Below are 2,260 nucleotides of genomic sequence, written 5' to 3'. Positions count from 1 at the left end.
TCCATATGTTGGGTCGGGGACGGGACGCCGTGCACCGTTTCCGGTGTCGGTTTTCCCGTCCCCGCCCGCCGAACCGGACGTGCCCGTTGGCCGAGCATCCGGCTCTCCACGTGATCCGCTGAGTCAGGCGAGGTATTCGCTGACCTGGCCGACGAAGGCCACATCGTCGTGGTTCGTCCGGCGGAAGCGTGCTCCGTCGGGATCGACCTCGTCGATGTTGTAAGGCGTGCTGATCTGCGCTCCACGAAACGTGTATCGCTGGACCCGCATCTTCGCCGGGTTGTAGAGGACGACTCCGCCCTCGGTGATGCGGTCCGCCCCGTAGTAGCGGCGCCGCAGCTGTTTCCAGGTCAGGTGAGGGTGCTTGTAGCGGATCCAGAGAAGCAGCCTCCACCACGCGTACCAGCCGAGGTAGGAGAACGTTCTTTTGGATGCGCCGTAGCGGAAGTAGGCAGCCCAGCCCCGAAGGACCGGGTTGACCGACCGCAGCACCTGTTCCAACGAGAGCGACGTCGTGCTTCGCCCCGTCAGTTTCTTGATCTTGTGCATCACCGACCCCAAGGCGGGCTTGGACGGAATGGTGAGCACGACGCGACGGCCGTCGCACCAGGGCCTTCGCTGGATGTGGAAGCCCAGGAAGACGAAGCCGTCGTCGATGTGGGTGATGTGGGTCTTCTCGACCGAGAGGGTCATCTTCAGCCTGCGGGCCAGCAGTTCACCGATCTCCGTCTTGAGTGTCTCGGCCTCGGACTTGGTGCCGTGCACCAGCACGACGAAGTCGTCGGCGTATCGCACCAGACGGTAGTTCGGCAGCCCCTTGCGCCGTCGGGATTGCCGACGTGCTCCGGGACTCATCTCGGTGTTCCAGATCCGCGAGAAATGCCGGTCCAGGACGGAGAGATAGATGTTGGCCAGCAGCGGGGAGGCGACTCCTCCTTGCGGAGTGCCCGTGAGGGTCTCCGCGAATCCACCGTGCAGCTCGACAACTCCGGCCCGCAGAAACGCGCTGACCAGCCGCAGGACCTTGCGGTCCTTGATGCGCTCGGCCACCAGGTCCATCAGGACGTGATGGTCGACGTTGTCGAAGCAAGCCTTGATGTCGCCCTCGATGACCCAGTCGTAGGTCGACGGCTTGCGGGTGAAGCGGTGGATTTCGGCAATGGCATCCTGGGCCCGACGTCCGGGCCGATACCCGTAGCTGGACGGGTAGAAATCGGCCTCGAAAATCGGTTCCAGGACCAGCTTGAGGGCCATCTGCGCGACGCGGTCCCGCAGGGTCGGGATGCCTAGGTAACGGACTTTGCCGTTCTTCTTGGGAATCACCGCCTGCTTGACCGGCAGCGCGGTGAAGGAACCGTCCTTGAGCGAGGAGCGAAGCTCCTCCAGGAACGGAATCACTCCATGACGTTCCTCGATGTGGAAGCGGGTGACCGCATCCACGCCTGCTGTCCTGGCACCCCGGTTGCCGGACACCCGCTCCCAGGCCACCACCAAAGTGGCCCGGTCGCAGATCAAGTTGAATACATCATCGAACCGGCGATCCGGCTCGTTCCTTGCCCATCGGTGCAGCTTGATCTGATGATCGAGTACCCGTCGCCCGGCCGTCATACTGCCCGGCCAGAGCGGCGGCGCGTCGTTGTTCAACAACGTTCCTCCCCGACAGCAGTCCTGCTGCCATCACGCTGTCGCCCTTCCCCATGTGACCGGCTTTCCCGGCCTCCGAGTACTACGGCGACTCCGCCACGATCTGGCGTCATCAGCGGGCATTGCGCCTGCCCGCCGTCCGGCCGGCTGCCGGACGGGAAGGGCGATGCCAGATCGCTTCCCACGTTCACTGAGGATCTCTGTGACGGCTTCGGTGCCCAGCTATACCCCGGCAGCATCGCCACGGACCGCACATCGCAGTCTTGGTCCGGGCCTCCCGAAACCCATGGGATAAAGGCGGCGGGAGAGGAGAGGCCATCGGATAGAGCACTCTCCAGCACTGCAAAGCGGCCCATCCACCAGGTTCGGCAGGCCGCTGACGACTCACGGGACGTCAACCACTGGTTCAGTTTCCTTGCACCCATTCCGTCTTCGCTTGCGGGCACGAACCGTCTGGTGGTGTCGGTCCGCCCCTACGTTGTCGAGGCTGCTTTCCGGCCTCACCCCCAACCCGGGGTTCAGCCTGCCTCCAGCTTCAACCGGTCCCTGCGAGGACCGGCGGCGGGCCTCTCATCCCGCGAGATCCATCAGCGCCTCGTGGCGCACAGCCCAGCTC

The 2,260-nt window shown here is 64.4% G+C and carries 1 protein-coding gene; it reads right to left on the bottom strand.

What is annotated here, in order from left to right:
• Window positions 1–123: 123 nt before the first annotated feature.
• Window positions 124–1,644, bottom strand: coding sequence for a group II intron reverse transcriptase/maturase (gene ltrA, locus ACWDVB_RS40230; protein ID WP_451520018.1), 1,521 nt, complete (start codon window positions 1,642–1,644; stop codon window positions 124–126).
• Window positions 1,645–2,260: the final 616 nt, after the last annotated feature.

The sequence above is a fragment of the Streptomyces sp. NPDC003379 genome, assembly GCF_053589195.1.
The sequence above is the reverse complement of the archived record's forward strand: the minus strand, read 5'-3'. Positions and strand labels throughout refer to the sequence as shown.